Annotated in this window: 15 protein-coding genes and 1 riboswitch; of the genes, 5 read left to right on the top strand and 10 right to left on the bottom strand. The window is 39.1% G+C overall.

Annotated features, from left to right (window positions below; all coding sequences use genetic code 11):
• Window positions 1-22: 22 nt before the first annotated feature.
• From I6F50_RS06010 to I6F50_RS05975, 8 genes are all read right to left on the bottom strand, one after another.
• Window positions 23-274 carry a DUF3862 domain-containing protein gene (locus I6F50_RS06010; protein WP_197119466.1) on the bottom strand — a complete coding sequence of 84 codons (252 nt, stop codon included), beginning with the start codon at window positions 272-274 and terminating at the stop codon, window positions 23-25.
• Window positions 275-293: 19 nt separating this feature from the next.
• Window positions 294-1,130, bottom strand: coding sequence for a peptidoglycan binding protein CsiV (locus I6F50_RS06005; RefSeq protein ID WP_197119467.1), 837 nt, complete (start codon window positions 1,128-1,130; stop codon window positions 294-296).
• Complete coding sequence (gene mfd / locus I6F50_RS06000; RefSeq protein WP_197175607.1) at window positions 1,130-4,603, bottom strand: transcription-repair coupling factor; 3,474 nt, start codon at window positions 4,601-4,603, stop codon at window positions 1,130-1,132. The genes I6F50_RS06005 and mfd overlap by 1 nt, the downstream gene beginning before the upstream one ends.
• Before the next feature lie 59 nt (window positions 4,604-4,662).
• Window positions 4,663-5,556 (bottom strand): carbon-nitrogen hydrolase, encoded by an 894-nt coding sequence (locus tag I6F50_RS05995; protein WP_024594378.1) that lies wholly within the window; start codon window positions 5,554-5,556, stop codon window positions 4,663-4,665.
• Window positions 5,553-6,608 carry an agmatine/peptidylarginine deiminase gene (locus I6F50_RS05990; protein WP_197175605.1) on the bottom strand — a complete coding sequence of 352 codons (1,056 nt, stop codon included), beginning with the start codon at window positions 6,606-6,608 and terminating at the stop codon, window positions 5,553-5,555. The genes I6F50_RS05995 and I6F50_RS05990 overlap by 4 nt, the downstream gene beginning before the upstream one ends.
• A 57-nt stretch (window positions 6,609-6,665) precedes the next feature.
• Entirely contained in the window at window positions 6,666-7,274 is a 609-nt protein-coding gene (locus I6F50_RS05985) for a PilZ domain-containing protein (RefSeq protein WP_197175603.1), read from the bottom strand.
• A gap of 226 nt (window positions 7,275-7,500) precedes the next feature.
• Window positions 7,501-8,268 carry a haloacid dehalogenase type II gene (locus I6F50_RS05980; protein WP_010554072.1) on the bottom strand — a complete coding sequence of 256 codons (768 nt, stop codon included), beginning with the start codon at window positions 8,266-8,268 and terminating at the stop codon, window positions 7,501-7,503.
• Window positions 8,268-8,918: a peroxiredoxin-like family protein gene (locus I6F50_RS05975; protein ID WP_024594381.1), complete on the bottom strand. Its 651-nt coding sequence runs from the start codon at window positions 8,916-8,918 to the stop codon at window positions 8,268-8,270. Before I6F50_RS05975 ends, I6F50_RS05980 begins: the two co-directional genes overlap by 1 nt.
• Window positions 8,919-9,040: 122 nt before the next feature.
• On the opposite strand from I6F50_RS05975, the gene I6F50_RS05970 reads away from it, so the two are divergent.
• The gene (locus tag I6F50_RS05970; protein WP_007585683.1) at window positions 9,041-9,928 is read left to right on the top strand and encodes a LysR family transcriptional regulator; all 888 of its coding nucleotides are present in this window, start codon (window positions 9,041-9,043) and stop codon (window positions 9,926-9,928) included.
• Here I6F50_RS05970 and I6F50_RS05965 read toward each other — a convergent pair.
• Window positions 9,908-10,423: a DUF2937 family protein gene (locus tag I6F50_RS05965; protein ID WP_024594382.1), complete on the bottom strand. Its 516-nt coding sequence runs from the start codon at window positions 10,421-10,423 to the stop codon at window positions 9,908-9,910. The genes I6F50_RS05970 and I6F50_RS05965 overlap by 21 nt on opposite strands.
• Window positions 10,424-10,543: 120 nt before the next feature.
• Here I6F50_RS05965 and I6F50_RS05960 point away from each other — a divergent pair, with 120 nt between their 5' ends.
• The 4 genes from I6F50_RS05960 to I6F50_RS05945 all read left to right on the top strand — a co-directional run bounded on the left by I6F50_RS05960 (window position 10,544) and on the right by I6F50_RS05945 (window position 17,298).
• Complete coding sequence (locus tag I6F50_RS05960) at window positions 10,544-11,110, top strand: RNA polymerase sigma factor (RefSeq protein WP_024594383.1); 567 nt, start codon at window positions 10,544-10,546, stop codon at window positions 11,108-11,110.
• The gene (locus I6F50_RS05955; protein ID WP_007585689.1) at window positions 11,107-12,186 is read left to right on the top strand and encodes a FecR family protein; all 1,080 of its coding nucleotides are present in this window, start codon (window positions 11,107-11,109) and stop codon (window positions 12,184-12,186) included. Before I6F50_RS05960 ends, I6F50_RS05955 begins: the two co-directional genes overlap by 4 nt.
• Before the next feature lie 9 nt (window positions 12,187-12,195).
• The gene (locus tag I6F50_RS05950; RefSeq protein ID WP_197175602.1) at window positions 12,196-15,231 is read left to right on the top strand and encodes a TonB-dependent siderophore receptor; all 3,036 of its coding nucleotides are present in this window, start codon (window positions 12,196-12,198) and stop codon (window positions 15,229-15,231) included.
• A 194-nt stretch (window positions 15,232-15,425) separates the two neighbouring features.
• Window positions 15,426-15,509, top strand: a riboswitch (cyclic di-GMP riboswitch).
• A gap of 52 nt (window positions 15,510-15,561) precedes the next feature.
• Window positions 15,562-17,298 (top strand): hypothetical protein, encoded by a 1,737-nt coding sequence (locus I6F50_RS05945; protein WP_197175601.1) that lies wholly within the window; start codon window positions 15,562-15,564, stop codon window positions 17,296-17,298.
• A 41-nt stretch (window positions 17,299-17,339) separates the two neighbouring features.
• Here I6F50_RS05945 and I6F50_RS05940 read toward each other — a convergent pair whose 3' ends face one another.
• The gene (locus tag I6F50_RS05940) at window positions 17,340-17,783 is read right to left on the bottom strand and encodes a PA2169 family four-helix-bundle protein (protein WP_197175600.1); all 444 of its coding nucleotides are present in this window, start codon (window positions 17,781-17,783) and stop codon (window positions 17,340-17,342) included.
• Window positions 17,784-17,951 lie beyond the last annotated feature (168 nt).

The raw sequence follows: 17,951 nt of genomic DNA, 5'->3' as shown, positions 1-17,951 counted from the left end.
AAATCAGTCCCTTTTTTAAATTTTATTTAGCTAAACCATGTTTGCTGTATAAAGTTACTTTGTTTGATACTAGCGTGATCTCGATATTTTTCGCTTCATCGCCCCACACACAATTAGTATGCAGTGTTTTTTCAACACAGTTATCTGCACTGCCTAAAATGGTTTCAACTTCAGTCTTATCCATACCTACTTTAATTTTTTCGTAGCTTTCAAGGCTTACTTTAGAACAAGCCGCAAGGCTTAATGTAGCTGCGATGATAAGGAGTTTTTTCATTGTTATATCCTACTTAGTATTAATGTTTGAATTTTCTGATTTGGACGATCATGCCCATTCGTGGGTGGTCAAAGTAATGTACTTCACCACTTATTACACGTCTAAACTGAGAAAAGCGGGCTGACTCTATGTCGCCATTTTCTAGCTTTTGGCTAATATCAAAATTAGCTGTAATGTATAAATAATGTCGTAAGTGTATTTTAAATAAGCCATCTAGTTCCCATTCTGCTTTTGATTGGTCTGGGTCGTTAAATAGTTCAGGTTGTGAATTTAATAAACTTACAAAATCAGGATTTGAATAGCTAGGGGTTACGTTAGAATCACTTTTAAGGTGTTTACCTGCTATTAAATGCATACTTGGAGCACGCGACTTACTTGCGCCTTCAAAGCGCCAACCAGTATGCAGTATAGGTGTTAACCCTTTGCGATCTAGCTGTTGGTACTGCGCTTTAAATTGCAGTTGTTCTGGCGCTAATAAATAAGTTTGCTGCATATCATCTTTAGCGGGGGCTAGAGGTGTAATAGGTAGCTCATCATAGCTTTGTAGGTAGTTTGTACTGTCACCGCATACACCCGATTGCGGGTTTGAATTAACTAAGGAATCGGTAAAAGAGCGTTTTTGAAAACGCTCATCGCCATCTATACAGGCTTGCATTGCTTGCTCTGTGTAAAGTGGCGTCATTAAATCTAGAGAATTTTTATCCTCAATAGCTTTGTGCTTAAGGGTAAAGTCTTCTTGTAAATATGGAGCAGGGCGCTGTTTAAATACCAGCACCTCAACCTCAAACCAACGCTCTGCAAATGCAGTGCTACTAAATAAGCAGCATAAAATAACAAGCGATTTTTTTAGCAACATTAATGGCTAACCTTTTTTTCGAAATCTGCAATCATTGCAGTGACCATTTTTAAGCGTTCGCGGGCATTAGCCTCACTAATTGCAAAGCGCAGTTTATTCGCGCCATCCATTTTGTACACCTTAGGCGCACTTTGTATCAAACCTATAATGAAGCTAGGGTTAACCTTGGTATCTTGGCTAAACTCAAAGTAACCGCCCTTAGGGTTTGCTTCAATCTTTGTTATACCCAAGTTACTGGCCTGCATTTTAAGCTGTTGTAAGCTAAACAAGTTTTTAGCAGCATCTGGCAGCAAACCAAAACGGTCTATCAACTCAACTTGCAGTTCATCCATGTCATCAAGGTTAGCACAACTTGCAACGCGCTTGTACATACCTAAACGTGCATTTACATCGTGTATGTAATCATCAGGCAATAGTGCAGCCAGTTTTAAATCCACTTCGGTTTGCTTTTTAAGTAGGTTTTCAAGTGTTGGTTCTTTACCTTCACGTAGCGCATTTACAGCTTGCTCGAGCATTTCCATGTACAAGCTAAAACCGATAGTTTGCATTTGACCAGATTGATCGTCGCCAAGTAACTCACCCGCACCACGAATTTCTAAATCGTGTGTTGCTAGGGCAAAACCTGCACCTAAATCTTCTAACGATTCGATCGCTTGTAAGCGTTTACTCGCATCTTTAGAAAGGGCTTTTGGGTCACCTGTTAGTAAATAGGCATACGCTTGATGATGGCTTCGGCCAACTCGCCCACGTAATTGGTGTAACTGTGCAAGGCCGAGTTTATCTGCTCTATCCATAATAATGGTGTTGGCTGTAGGTACATCGATACCGGTTTCGATAATCGTGGTACATACCAACACGTTGTATTTTTGATGATAGAAGTCAGTCATTATTTGCTCAAGTTCTTGCTCGCGCATTTGACCGTGAGCTGAGGTGACGCTTGCTTCAGGCACCCATTCACTGATCTCTTGTGCAACACGCTCAATAGTTTCTACATTGTTATGTAAAAAGTAAACTTGGCCACCGCGTTTAATTTCACGCAGTACCGCTTCGCGTATTAGTTCTACATCGCGTTGGCGTACAAAGGTTTTAACCGCTAAACGTTTAGCAGGCGGGGTCGCGATAATTGATAAATCACGCATGCCACTCATAGCCATATTAAGTGTACGCGGTATTGGCGTTGCAGTGAGTGTAAGTATGTCTACATCGGCACGTAGTGCTTTAATTTTCTCTTTTTGGCGTACACCAAAGCGATGTTCTTCATCAACAATGAGTAAACCTAAGTCGTTAAACTTAATGTCTTGCTGAATAAGTTTATGTGTACCAATAACAATATCGAGCTTACCGTTGGCCATTTTCTCAAGCGTGTCTTTTTGTTCTTTAGTGGAGTTAAAACGCGAAAGTACACCAACTTCAATAGGAAAATCAGCAAAACGGTCTTTAAAGTTTTCAAAGTGTTGTTGAGCCAGCAAAGTGGTAGGCACTAAAATTGCCACTTGTTTATCATCGTTAACCGCTACAAAAGCAGCGCGCATGGCTACTTCTGTTTTACCAAAGCCTACGTCACCACACACTAATCGGTCCATGGCTTGCTTTGATTGCATATCACCTAACACTGCTTCTATGGCGCTTCGCTGATCGTCAGTTTCCTCAAATGGGAAGCTATCGCTAAATTGGCGATATGCTGGTGCGTCTAAAGTAAATTTATTACCTGGTTTTGCTTGGCGTTGTGCATAAATGTCGAGCAATTCGGCGGCAACATCGCGGACTTTTTCAGCCGCTCGCTTTTTAGCTTTTTCCCATGCATCTGAGCCAAGCTTATGCAGCGGGGCGCTGGCTTCTTCACCACCCGAGTAGCGGCTTAGCATATGTAGCGCCGATACTGGCACGTACAATTTAGCTTCACTTGCATATGTGATGGTAACAAACTCAGTAATTACACCTGCAGCATCAATTGTTTGCAAACCCTGATAGCGACCAACACCATGATCGAGATGCACAACAGGCTGACCTTCCTTAAGCTCGGCTAAGTTACGAATGAGCGCATCTTGGCTGGCTTCGTACTTGTGCTTGCGGCGTCTGCGCTGAGAGACTTTAATGCCTAGCAGTTCTTGTTCGGTAATAATAGAAAGGCTGGGTTTAGTGCCCAGTACTACACTTTGCTCGAGCGGACTTACTATTAAACCTACGTCACTCGCGCTTTTTGTAAATTGCTCAAGTGTTTCAAATTCTTTAAATTTTAAACCGCTTGGTTTTAAAATGCTCAGTAATGATTCGCGACGACCATCGGATTCAACACTGAGTAATATGCGGCCTTTTTTCTTTTTTTGCTCTGCTACATAATTTATAAACGCGGCATAAGGTTCATGCTGCTTATGATCAATTCTAATCGCTGGTAGCTCGCTAACGCTTAAGTTTTTATTGCCCGCTTTAGTACCAAGCTTTGCAAGAGATAAACGAATACGTGCAAAATTGCCTAAATTAGAAAACAGCTCTTCAATAGGCTGATAAAGCGCATTGGGTTCAAGTAATGGACGAAGTGGGTCAACTCTGCGGTTCTCATAGCGTACATTTACATCGTGCCAAAAGTTATCTGCCGCGTGCTCTAAATCACCCAGCTGCATAACAGTTGTCGTATCTGGCAAGTAGTCAAAAATAGTCGCTAGCTTTTCAAAAAACAACGGCATGTAGTATTCGATACCGGCAGGCCAGTTACCTTTGCTTACTTGCATGTATACAGAGTCTTGCTGCGAGCTTGCACCAAATTTTTCGCGGTAGCTTATTCTAAAACGTTCAATATCAGCGTCGTTAGTAGGAAATTCATGCGCTGGAAGTAGCTCAATTTTATCTACTTTTTCATCAGAACGCTGCGTTTCTACATCAAATAAGCGAATTGTGTCGAGTTCGTCATCAAAAAAATCGAGTCTAAATGGATGCGGGCTGCCCATTGGATATAAGTCAACGATAGAGCCGCGTATAGCGTATTCGCCGTGCTCCATTACTTGTTGAACATTTAAATAACCAGCTTGCTCTAGGTTGTCACGAAAGTTATGTGTGTCTAGCTTGTCGCCCACTTTAAAGTTTATTGTTGAACCGTAAATAAACGAGGCCGGGGCTGTGCGCAACATTAAGGTAGATACAGGCACAATTAACACACTTTGTTGTTCTTTTTTTAAGGTGTTTAAAGTGGCTAAACGGGCTGAAATAATATCTTGATGGGGAGAAAAGTGATCGTATGGCAGAGTTTCCCAATCAGGAAATACCATTACTGGGTTATCGGGTAATAAATATTCTAATTCTGTTTCAAGGCGCAGTGCGCTTGGTGTATCAGGCGTAACAATCAAGACTAAGTTGTCTTGTTGTTTAACGCCTTCAGCAATGGCAATACTTAAACCACTTCCGCTTAGCTGGCCCCATTGAATTTTATCTTTTTGAGATTTTACCCAAGGCAAGGCTGCCCATTGCTCAAACGCCATTTATTACTCCATTTATAGTTGGCTCTTAGCAAGTAAGAGCCATCTTGAGTTAAGATTACCTAGTCTCGGTATATTTTTGTTAGGTCTTTATAGTGATCAATTCGTCGGTCACGTAGGAACGGCCAAATACGTCTTACGTTTTCTGAGCGTTTTTGATCAATTTCAACCACTAAAATTTGCTCATCAGTATTATTAGCCTCTGCTAATAATTCACCTTGTGGGCCTGCAATGAACGAATTCCCCCAAAACGCAATACCATCGCTTTGCGCACTTGGGTCACTTTCATGGCCGACACGATTACAGCTAATTACTGGTACACCATTGGCAACAGCATGGGCACGCTGACTAATAACCCACGCATCTTTTTGACGAGTTTGCTCAGCAATGTCGTCGTTAGGATCCCAACCAATAGCGGTTGGGTAAATTAACACTTCAGCGCCTGCCATTGCCATTAAGCGGGCAGCTTCAGGAAACCATTGATCCCAACATACTAGCACGCCTAATTTACCCACCGAGGTTTGAATAGGCTCAAAACCGATATCACCTGGGGTAAAGTAGAATTTTTCGTAAAAACCAGGGTCATCAGGAATATGCATTTTGCGGTATTTACCCGCAATACTGCCATCTTGTTCTAATACAACCGCGGTGTTGTGATAAAGGCCCGTAGCGCGTTTTTCAAATAAAGAGGCCACAATAACAATGCTTAGCTCTTTAGCAAGCCCACCTAAGGCGTTACTGCTAGGGCCTGGAATGGTTTCGGCTAAATCAAATACGTCAACATTTTCGGTTTGGCAAAAATAGAGGCTTCGGTGTAGCTCTTGAAGTACAACCAGTTTTGCACCTTTTTGAGCGGCTTCACGAATGGCACTCATTGATTTTGCCATATTGTGCTGAGCGTTATCGGTATTGCTTTGTTGCACTAACGCAACGGTTAATTTTGCAGGGCTTGTCATTGTGCTGCTCCAGCTAAAAATCCACGAGGTAATTGCATTGTAATACAGTGCAGGCTGCCAAATTGTTTAATTATTGGTTGGCAATTAACGCCAATAATAGTGTGTTGTGGGTATGCTTTTTGAACTTGTGCTAGAGCACGTTCATCATTGGCATCATTATACGTTGGCACAAGCACAGCATTATTAATAATTAAGTAGTTAGCGTAGGTAGCCGGTAAGCGTGTTTGCTCATCGTCATACGCGGCTTTTGGCCACGGTAACTCAATTAAGTTATATGGGGTGTTATCGGCAGTTTTAAAGGTTCTTAGTTGTTTTTCCATTGCATCAAGTGCGCTAAAGTGCTCATCAGTTTTATCGTCACACTGCACATATACAAGGGTATTATTTGGAGCAAAGCGCACTAAGGTATCAATGTGGCTGTCGGTGTCATCACCGGCTAAATAGCCATGATCAACCCATAAAAAATGTGTTGCGCCCAAGTGCTCTTTTAAAAGTACTTCTATGTCAGCAGGGTTTAAATCTGAGTTACGGTTTTTGTTAAGCAAACATTCGCTGGTTGTTAGCAACACACCATGCTCGTTTATTTCAATACCGCCACCTTCAAGTACCATATCGAGCGCTTGATATTGGTTGTTTGTGCTACTTAGCTCTTTTACCAAAGTACGATTAATTTGATTGTCTAATGCGCTTTCAAATTTATTGCCCCAACCATTGAAAGTAAAATCATATACTTTTAGTTGCTCTGGTGAATCAATAGCGGCGCAAGTAAGCGGGCCATGATCGCGCGCCCAGGTATCGTTGGTAGGCGTTACTACAAAATGAACACGATTAAGAGAGATGTTAGCGCTATTTAGCAATGCTGTAATATGCATTTTTAAGGCACTGTTATGCGCCACAATAACAAGCTGTTGCTGCGTTGTTATATGTTTAGCAAGCTCAATATATACAGGTTCTACACGTGCTAAATTATCAGCCCAATCTGTGTCTTTATGAGGCCATGTAAGCATAACAGCGTCTTGCTCGGCCCATTCTGGTAAAAGTCTAAAGTTCATGAATATTATATACTAATTAAGATGACGCTAGTTTAGCATTTTACATAAAGATGTCAGCTAATTATCACTGTTTAGATCGGCTTGGTTTTGATCAAGTTCTTGACGTTTTTTAAGTTGGCGGGTTTGAGCATGTAAACTTGCTCTAACAATAAGTTCTTGGTCAGTGGTTCTAATTGCGGTAAAGAGTAGGGTGTATTGATAATGTTCGCTATCTTGTTTTTCTACTGTCACAACTTCGGTGTAACAATAAACCGCAGAGGCTTCGTGGTGCAAAAACAGTTTTGTTCTAAATGCTTGGCCAATTGAGTGTACTTCGGGTGATGTAAAGCGAATACCGCCACCGCCGTAGCTATCACATTGTATTGCATTATCTTGGGCTTGTTCTGAGGCCAAAATATGGCTCATTATTAAATCTATTTTACGTGACTGCGCTTGTAAAAATGTAGCTAGCTCTTGTGCTATATCGCCTAGGTTACGCAGGGGTCGTAACGAGCTTTGCTCAAGTTCACTTACTTCATTTGCTAATCTAAATAGTGGGGGGATATCGTCTTCTAGCTCAAGCTGCGATTTAGGAACTTGTCCGTTCGATACGGCGAATAAATTCACTCTTATACTTTCATTAATTTGAAAGTACTGCTCAAACTCACCTAATCTTTCACTATTCATTATGTTCTCCACCACGTATTTATTTAATAGTAGCGTTGTGAGTACTAAATTGCTAGCAGATAAAGTAACTCATAGCGGGCTAAATGCTTTGTTTACATTCAATTTTTTAACATGTTTTTTATGAAAATAAATACACTAAAATTCTAAATTATTAGGGTTAGGTATAAAAAAGCGGCCAATGTCATCCTAACATTGGCCGCTTGGGTATTGATTCATCAGCGCATACTTATTTAAGTAGAGCGGCTAATTCATGTAAATCTTTCACAACGTGATCTGGTTTTTTAGCTAATGGATAAAGTGCTTTACCTGGGCGTGCAATGAAAGTGGTTTGTAAGCCCGCTTCTTTTGCGCCAGCAACATCCCAGCCATGGGCTGCAACCATCATTGCTTCATTTGGTGCTACATTTAGCTTTTTAAGTACCCATTCATAAGCACGTAAGTCTGGTTTGTAAATTTTAATATCTTCAATGCTGTAACGTGCATCAAAGTAAGACATTAAACCAGCGCTTTCAAACTGTGCCTTTACACCTTTGTTTGAAGAATTTGTAAGGCTTACTAATTTATAGCCCTGTGCTCTAAGTTTTGCCAGTCCTTCTTTAACATCGCTGTGTGGAGGAAGCGTTAAAAGAGGCGTAACAATAGCTGTTTTAGCTTGTTCACTAGTAATATCAATATTGTTGTTTTGAGCAACCATAAGGAGTGACGCCACCCCGATTTGCCCAAAGTCGTGATAACTACCGCTTACTGTATCTACTAATGAATGGTGCAGCATAGTCGAAAACCACAGTGGTAATAAATCTTCACGCCCGCCTAGTGCTTTACCAATAGAGGTACGCATTGACGTTAAATCAAGTAGGGTTTCGTTTACATCAAAAATAAGCACTTTGGGCTTTGTTTGTTCTTTTGGTTCATCAGCGACTGCATAACCTGACACAAGGCTTGTGCCAACAAGTAGTGAAAGAGTAAGTGTTTTTAACGATTTTAAAATAGACATTAGTTATTCTCCGATTCAAGTGCTGCCATAACATCAGTAGGTTCTGCGCGTAGGGTGTAGTCTTCGTTTAAAAATGCGTATGTAATAATACCTTCTTGGTTTATCACATAAGTAGCCGGTAGCGGCAATTTAAAGCTTTTATCGCCGTAGTAGTGTTCAAAATCAATACCAAATTGTGTGTATAACGCTTGAATACGCTCATCGAGTGTAAACAATAAACCAAATTGCTCAGCTACTTTATTACTAACATCTGAAAGCACATCAAACTCAAGGTCGTTTTTTTGTGCAGTTGAGAGAGTTTCATCAGGCAGTTGTGGTGATATTGCGACTAACTGAGCATTTTGAGTTTTAAATTGCGGTAAGTAGTCATTAAGTGCTTTTAGCTCTAAATTACAATATGGGCACCAGCCACCACGATAAAAGCTAATAATTACCGGGCCTTTTTTTAATAAATCCGCAAGCTCAATCTTTTCGCCTTTATGATTGGCTAGGCTGAAGTTTTCTACTTTTTGACCAATTTGCAACGCATTGTCTTTAATATGCTGTGCAATAAGCTCTTCGTTTGTAGTGTTCATTAATGCTAAAACGTCAGCCGGTAACTTGGCATCTTTTTGTACGTTATAGGCATCTATTTGCGCTTTTAAACTCATGATTGAACCTCAATAATTAGACTATTTGCAATTATAGTGTTTTACATATTTAAATAAACATTGCAAAACTGAAAGCTTCATTCGAAAATGTTAAACATTAAAAAGTGCACAATGGCATCTTTATGTATAATTTAAGCGACCTAGAAACATTTATAGCAGTAGTTGAAAATAAAGGGGTGCTTGCTGCTGCGCGTGAGCAGCGTTTATCGCCTGCAACGGTAAGCCATCGCTTAAGTAAATTAGAACGTGAGCTTGCAACAGTACTTGTTTTTAGAGATAGCCGACGAGTACGGTTATCTCCCGCAGGTGAAATATTTTATACGCGAGTTGGCGCTATAATGGAGGCGCTGCACGACGCTGAGCATAGTATTGGTGCGCGTAGTTCATCTGTGAGTGGTTTATTACGCGTGACTATGCCCCCTTGGATTTTTTCAAAATACGTAATGCCAAGACTCAATGAGTTAGAGCAGGCCTATCCTGAACTAAAACTTGATTTTTTAATTACTGATCATTTTGTAAATGTGGTTGATGACGCACAAGATGTGGCAATTCGTGTAGGACAATTAAATGATTCCGGTTTACTGTCACGGAAAATAGTAAACAACAAACGTATACTTTGCGCAGCTCCTAGTTACATAAAAAAATATGGCATGCCTAAAAGCTTAGCTCAATTGAGCGAACACTATTGGGTTTGCCTGCCGTGGCAGCGCCAATTAAAGCTTTTTGATGAACAAGGTAAAACACATACTTTTAATGCAAGAACACGCTTTACTATTTCTAATTCCGACAATATGACTCAAGCAGCCATTGCAGGTCATGGCATTGCAATTAAATCAATGATAGCTATTCATGAAGATATTAAAAATGGCATTTTAGTTGAAGTTATGCCCGGTGTAATGGCACAAGATGATGCACCAGTTTGGTTTTTGCGTCCGCAAAATAGCTTAACTACCCGCAAAACCGATGTATTTTATGACTTTATGAAATCACTATTTTTGAGCTGCGAATAAGCGTTTAAATGAGCGTTTTACTCCAGTTAAAAACAAATAACCAGTAAGCTCGGCAAGTAAGGCAACTATAATAGCTGCAACAATGGCGGCTATAATAGAGTCTTTTTTTAAAATGATTTGACCTTCAAAGCGTTGCCACACTTGTTGCTTTACATCGCTCATGCCACTGATCATAGTAAAAATATATGGAGATTGCGCAAACCTATTTACAGCGATTTGTAAGTCTTGTTGTCGTGTGTAAAGTGTACTGATATTACTTGCACCTTTATTCACAATCCCATCATCAATATTTTTATAGTGTTTAATTAGCTTATTTAAATCATTATTAAAATACTTAGCTGCATCGTTTTTAAAAGGTGCAATGGCACTATTAGCTTCAATTAATTGGGCTGATAATGCTTGGCCAAAATCGCTTATAAATGCAGGGATTTGCACTCCAAGTAGTAAACCGAATGCAAAGAAACTAAGTCGGATATAATCTAAAAATTTACTCATTTATCTTCCTATCCATTTAAATAACCCAGAATTAACATTTGAGCTTGTTTTTATATCAAAAACTCGTAATCTATTGGTAATAAAAATAACAACAAAAATAACAACAGGTGGATGTTAAGGATGACGAAAAAAGTAAAATTCACGTCAACATTTGTTGATATATCTAAACAGCTCAAACGTTTTGTATCGCGCATTGTTCAACCCGACGATGTAGAAGATATTGTGCAAGAAACCTTTGTAAAAAGCTATGAAGCTGATTTAAAACAAGACATCCAGTTTACCCGCAGTTACATGCTTAAAACAGCAAAACACCTAGCACTTAACCATATAGCTAAGTGGGACAACAAATTTAATGATTCGTTAGAAAACGATAACGAATTACCCGTATTACTTAAATCAATGAAGCTTGAAGATGAATACACATCTAAAGAGCGCTTTTTACTTTTTTGTAGAGCTACTGAGCAACTAAGCTCATCGATCCGTAAATGCTTTATATTAAAAAAAGTTTACGGCATGAGCCAAAAAGAGATCGCAGACCAAATGCAGTTAAGCCAAAGCACTGTTGAAAAACACATTGCCAAAGGGTTGTTACAAACCATGTTGTACATGCGTGAACATGAGCAAGGCTCTCAAACGCATCCTAAAGCTCAAGCACACCCTATATCAGTTAAGAGGGTCGCAGAATGAGTAATGTTCATCAATTTAATTCAAAAGATTTAATTTTAGAAAAGTCATGTGATTGGATAAGCGCGATTGATCGTGGTTTAACTGATGATGAAAAAGAGCAATTTAAATTATGGATGATGCAAAGCATCGCCCATCAAGACTCTATATACGAGCTTGCTCAACTTTGGGATGAGCTTTCGGTATTAAATGAATTAAGTCATTTATTTCCTCAGCGTAACAATACTAAAGCATCAAAAAATAAGTGGATGTTTTCTTACTCAATTGCAGCGAGTTTATTTGCGGCACTAATGGTATGCAGCTACTTATTAATTAATTTAGAAAACGGCTATAACCAAGAGCTTGCAAAAGTTAACTACACTAAAATTTACAAAACAAAAGTAGGCGAGCAAGCAACCTATGTATTGCCAGACGGCACTATAGTGCAGCTTAATACTAATAGCTTACTAGAAGTTGCGTACAGCAAAGGTCGTAGGCAGTTACTGCTAAGCCGTGGAGAAGGGCGTTTTAATGTAGCAAAAGATGCTACGCGCCCGTTTAGTGTTATGGCGGGAGATAAAAGTTTTACCGCTCTGGGTACTGTTTTTAATGTACAGCGCAATACTTCGTCAGATTTAGAGCTTGTTGTTACCGAAGGCAAAGTGATGATCACCGACCCTAGTGTAGCGGTTGATGCAAATGACTTTAAAGATTATCAACTTGCAGATAACAGCACGCAAAAAATTCGTCAAATTAATGCCAATATTGTTACCTCAGGCGAAAAAGTAATTATAGAGCAAAGCGTTACAAAGCCAATTACCCAGCTTTCAATGAACGACGTACAACGCGATTTGGCATGGCAAAATGGCATGCTTATTTTTAATGGAGAAGAGTTAAGCGATGCTTTAAATGAAGTAAGTCGCTATACCGCCACACGTTTTGAGCTTTCATCAGCCGAGCTCGCCAGTATTAAAGTAGCTGGGGTATTTAAAGCAGGTGACGTTGAAGGTTTACTAGAGAGTTTACAGACTAATTTTTCTATTGATCATGAGCGTTTAGGTGAGCATGTAGTAACGCTAAAACACCATACAGAATCATAAGTAGACGTTATGCAAATCAAACTAATGTTAGATAAAGTTGCATCAATAAAGATTGAACGTAAAAAAAACATTAAAAAAAAGAAACAAAACAATAGAGGATTTTTGTTTGTCAGCTGTTTATGTAAGTTGCGCAGTAACCAAACGCATTTATTGAGTGGATTGAGTGTACTTGCACCGGCTATTTTTAGCTTGAGTGTACAAGCCGCAACTCAAACCACTGGGCAAATGGTGCAATTTGATATAAAAGCGCAGCGAGCAGACAAAGCCTTAATTGAATATGCTAAACAAACAGAGCAAACCGTGGTGTTTTCTTATGAGTTGGCAAAGCAGTATGATGCAAATTCAGTGTATGGATTTTACACTCAGCTAGATGCTCTTGAGGCATTATTAGGTGGGACTGAGCTCGATGCGGTTGTTGATCAAAATGGTTTACTGAGTATAAAACTCAAACAAATCAACAGGAATGATAACAACATGATGAAGCTTTCAGCGGTCAGTGCAGCAGTATTACCAGCTTTACTTGCAGTAAATTCGCAAGGTGTAAACGCAGCAGAAGAAGTCGCTCAAGAAAAAATTGAAAAAATTGCTATTGTCGGTAGCCGTGTAGCAGGACGTTCAGTTGAAGATTTACCCGTTCCAGTAGATATCTTAAGTGCAGAAGCGCTTGAAAATACAGGCCAAACAGAAGTTGGTCGTATGCTACAGTCTATCGCCCCTTCATTTAACTTTTCAAGCTCTGCAATTAGTGACGGTACTGATGCTTTAAGACCTGCGACACTTCGCGGTTTGGGTCCCGATCAAACATTGGTGTTAATTAACGGCAAACGTCGTCACCAAGCAAGTATTATTCATATTAATGGCTCTGTTGGGCGTGGTACCGCAGGCACTGATATGAATGCAATACCAGCCTCTGCAATTAAACGCATTGAAGTGCTACGTGATGGCGCTGCTGCTCAGTATGGTTCTGATGCAATTGCAGGTGTTATTAATATTGTACTTAAAGATGGTAGCGAAGGTGGCAAAGCGGCTATTAACTACGGTCAATATTCTGAAGGCGATGGCGAAACCATTAACCTTGATTTTAATAAGGGCTTTGCGCTAGGTGATGACGGCTATTTAAATACAACTATCAATTACCGTGACCGTGCACCGACTAACCGTGCAGGTTTACATGGCTCTTGTCAGTTTTATGGTTGTACAGAACTAAGTGACGGTACTTTACTTGCTGGCGATCCGCGTGAACTGACAGCCGATCGTGATACATTCAGAATTGGTGATGCTGATTCTCAGCAGTTTGGTTTAACAATTAATACCGGTTACGAGTTAGGTGATGGCGAGCTTTACGGCTTTATTACTTACTCAACACGTGAAAATGAGTCGGCTGCATTTTTCCGTCATAATGCAAATGCAGGTGGTAACCCAGTACTACAAGATAACGATGCGACGGTTCCATTAGGTTTCTTACCAAAAATTAATACAACTATCGACGATATCTCGTACAACTTTGGTTATAAAACTGAGTTTGATAACGATGCAAGCCTTGATTTATCTTACACCTATGGTGAAAACAGCATTGATTACACGACAAGTGACACTATCAATGCCTCATACGCTAACTTTTTACGTTATGACCAAGGTTTAAGTGCTGCTGATATTCGTACAACTATCCCACGTGAAGCATACGCTTATGGCATGGAATTATCACTGCAAACAATCAATATTGATTTTACGCAAAACTTTGATGATTATTCTTTAGCAATGGGTGCTGAAATCCGTACTGACGAATACCGTATTTTAGAAGGTAATGAGTACGCATACCGCGATTACGACACATTAAATGGTGTAAGTATTTACAATGGTTTAAGTGGCGGTGTTGGCTCTGAAGACGCATCGGGTGGTTCGCAAGGTTTTGGTGGCTCGTCTCCTGCATCATCGGTTGATGAATCGCGTGATGTAATTTCATTTTACGTAGATGCAGAAGCTTATGTAATTGAAGATGTGATTTTATCGGGTGCACTTCGCTACGATAACTACAAAGGCTTTGGCGACACAGTAAACTTTAAACTTGCTGGTAACTGGTCTGTAACCGACGATATTTCATTACGCGGTGCATTAAGCTCAGGTTTTAGAGCGCCTTCAATGCAGCAGCTTTACTTCAACAATGTAAGTACGCAATTTGTTGTTGGTGCTAATGGTAACTTAGTGGCAGAAGAGGTTGGGACATTTAGAAACGATTCAACACTTGCGCAAAGCTTAGGTATTCCAAAGCTTAAAGAAGAAAAATCACAAAACCGTAGTTTAGGTATTGTTTATAACGTTACCGATAATATTAACGTAACCGTTGATTACTACTCAATTGATATTGACGACCGTATTGTAATTAGTGACCGCTTAGGTAAAGGTTTATCTACAAGCCTTGATGCTGCATTAAATAGTGCGGGGGCAGGCGTAGGTCAGTTTTTCTTAAATGGTGCAGATACAGAAACTCGCGGTGTTGATTTTGTAGCAACGTGGAACACTGAAGGTTTAGGCGGCACGCTTGATTTTACACTTGCAGCTAACTTTACTAAAACAGATGTTGTATCGTTATTTTCGCCTGCTGGCTCAAGCCTTGAGACAGTAAATGTAGACGATATATTTTCAGCTGAAGACATCTCTATTATTGAAGAGTGGCAACCAGAGGATCGTATTAACTTAAGTGCACTTTATCAACGTGATGATTGGACAGTTAACCTGTCACTTAATCGCTTTGGTGAGTACACAGTAGAAGATGGTGGTCGTCAAACGTATGGTGCAGAGATTTTAACTGACGTTAAAGTTAACTACTTCGTTACTGAAGATTTGTCGGTAAACATTGGTGCAAACAACTTGTTTGACGTTTACCCAGATAAAAACGAAATAGGTAACTCTCGCTCAGGTACTATTGTGGATGCTAGTGGCAACACAGTAATAAGTAGCTCAGGTGTGTTTGACTACTCACGTCGTTCGGCACCATTTGGATTTAACGGTGCTTACTACTACGTAGGCGCAGAATACCGTTTTTAATTAATAACACTCCCTTTCGTTATTTAACTCAAAGGGCCGTAAGGTCCTTTTTTTGGTTTCGTAACTTACTAATTTAGAAATGAATTACTTTTTTACTAATGATTTATGACTTTCTATAGTTGACATCAAGCACTAAAGGGTTAGAATTTCACTTGTTCTGATTGTTTTTTAAACATGTTGAATAAGTTTATTAACATTAATTTCGGCAAATTCACTGAAAGGTGAAGACGCAAAGTCTCCGGTCTAAGGGCTCAGCCTATGATAGCGGGATCGCCTCATACATATATATTGTGTGCAGTAAAGCGTCATGCCATCTCACTTGGAGATCGTATGAGTATGATGAAGATCAAATTAATACTTACCCTTTTACTAATATTTTCGTTTAGTATTAAAACTGTTTTAGCTGATACCGCTATAAAGTTTAACGGCGTCAATAGCTTTGCTAGCTTTGATGTTTGGCAACCCACCGGTCCATTCAAAATTGTAGTGTGGCTAGGGGAAACACCCAATGACCCTTCCAAGAAAACCTATTTACTTTCTAACTCAAATACAAAAGAGTTTTTACTATTTAATCAGTCAAGTATACAAATGAAATTTGGAGACAAATACCCCGGCGTCTGGAATAAGTTAAACTTTTATCAAACACGTTTTTTAGAAGTTACAGTAAAAAATGGAGAGTTAATTGCTTCAGACGGATTAAAAAGTGTTTCAGTTAAAAAAGACTTTATTGTTCCTACTGACGTATCATTTAATTGGTTATTTAGGAGGTCAAATAAATTTTCTGACGGAGCTCTTCAGGGACTAGGCTTAATAGACCTGAATAACATTGAAAATAGCCGTAATTTTGGAATAAGTGACAGAGGAGAGCCACAACTTATTTCCGCAAACCAGAACTCATTCTTTGAATTACATAACATTACATCTGCTGATTTAATAAGCGGTTTAGACGTTCCTAATCCTAAAGTTTCTGATGTAGATAATGTTTCAAGTTTAGCTGAACTGATATTTGCAGAGTATCCGGGCAATCCAATGATTAATAATGAGTCTAATACTGGCAATGAATATGCTTGGAATGGGTATTATTGGTTACGTACTTATCTGCATTTCTATAATGTAACCAATAAGCTCAAGTATTTAGATATGGCTATTGAATTAGCTAACAAAATGCTTAGTGATACGGATTTGGTGAGAAGTACAAATGGATTTTCTGAAACAAATAGCTATAAGCGGGCACCTAAATTATTTTTAAATGAAAGAGATGAAATTGCCCCTGGCTGGAAAAGATCACTCTCTGATTCGAGTATAACTGTTTTGACGGATGGTATGATTTTAAACGGTGTTATGCGTATAGTTGATATAATAAAAACTCAAAAATTATCTGATTATTATAACTTTGCGGACATTTCTATATTAGCCGCCCAAAAGATAGTAGATAGCCATGACAGCTCGTATAGCATTAGTAAAAACTCTTCGATTAAAGGAAGTTTTTATTACGTTAATCTTTATAACGATAACTATGGTGACTCTGGTTTATATAGTAATCCTTTAGCTCATAATCATAACCTGACAATGGCAACAGCGATGCTGTATCTAGATAAATGGAGTGATAGACCTGATTTCTATAAATCTAAAATAATGGGTATTATAGATTTTTTTACTGAAAATCTAGAATACCAAGATGATGGCGCGTGTACGTGGAATTATAATTGGGATCGTCGTGGTCCATCATACGAGAAATATGAAGATATTAATCATGGACATATTGATGTTGGCTTATTTATTGTAGCTGATGAAGAGGGGTATTTTAACAACTTGGATATTATGAATTGCTTAGCTAAAACAGCCGTTGAACGCATTGCCATTGGTCCAGGGCCTATTCCACAATTTGTAACCGGAGAAGGTATTAGCAGTAAAGGTGAACAAATTGCATTCTCATATGATTGGCGTGAATTATCTAAGTTTGAACCTTCAATCATAAATCGTTCAAATAATATTATGAGGCATGCAGTGAGTAACATCACCTGGTTCAGGCAATATGCAGCTTTAGCTGTGACCTTAGAGGATTAATTTAAATATGGCTTAGTTGAAATAACTAAGCCATTTTATACTTAATTTTTTTGCATGCGGCTCATTTCTGCATGGCAGCTTTGCATCGTTAATAATGTTTTAGCCAGAGCAGCTTCGCAATCAGCCGGTTGTGGTTTATCCATAGCGGCTTTAATTTCTACAAGCGTTTTATCTTCTACTTCTTCAAGCTCTTTTACATACGTGCTGTCGTTATGTGAGGTGAATGTAGTAAGTAAGGCTGTGTATGCACGACGTGCTTCAACTGCGAAAGATGAACCATCTTCGCGTTCGCCTTTTTCATTAATTGCATATGGCTGCAAACGCTCAACACTCACTTTTCGGGCATCTATCATACGCTGAAAAAGTGCGCCGATAGCAGGGTCTTCAACTTTTTCCTGTGCTTTTTGATAAAAGTCGATGCCGCTGTTCATAACTTGAATGATGTCAGTAATATGATTTACTTCTGATCCTTGATGGGTGTTCATAATGACCTCTTTTATTAAATGAATGTATAGTTCAATTTAATAAAAGCAATGTACGTTCCACGTTTTTATTTTTATGTAGTCATTTGATTTTATTGGTTTAATTTCATTTCAGAAAGGGGCTAAGTTAATGAGGAAAGTATTAACCTAGCAATTTTTACATTATATTGT

The sequence above is a fragment of the Pseudoalteromonas sp. NZS127_1 genome, assembly GCF_015864295.1.
GTDB classification, from domain to species: Bacteria; Pseudomonadota; Gammaproteobacteria; order Enterobacterales; family Alteromonadaceae; genus Pseudoalteromonas; species Pseudoalteromonas arctica.
This window is presented reverse-complemented; position numbering and strand designations above follow the sequence as displayed.